This is a genomic window from Streptococcus sp. HMSC072D07, assembly GCF_001814835.1.
Lineage (GTDB): Bacteria > Bacillota > Bacilli > Lactobacillales > Streptococcaceae > Streptococcus.
Genome location: NZ_KV818055.1, coordinates 1 through 237, shown reverse-complemented (window position 1 = coordinate 237; position 237 = coordinate 1). Strand labels below are relative to the sequence as shown.

1 pseudogene is annotated in these 237 nt (G+C 43.0%); it reads left to right on the top strand.

Annotated features, from left to right (window positions below):
* A pseudogene (locus tag HMPREF2991_RS04505) lies at positions 1–237 on the top strand (hypothetical protein); the annotation flags it as partial.

Sequence of the window (237 nt, the reverse complement as noted above, 5' to 3'; positions counted from 1 at the left end):
TCCAGACCCTAACATCAATCTCTATAGTCTTTATCCAGACCTAGAAGATAAACTCATCAATCAGAATTGGTCGCTTTATATCCGTCCAGATAAGGTCACACCGGATGAGTGGTTTGATACCCTTCTGCATTGGTTTGCCCCTAAAGGAGAAGAAATTCTAACCGTTTATGGACTGAATGATGATGGGGAAGTCTCAGATGTTCAGATTCGTAACAGCCAAGAGGCGAATGCCTGGTT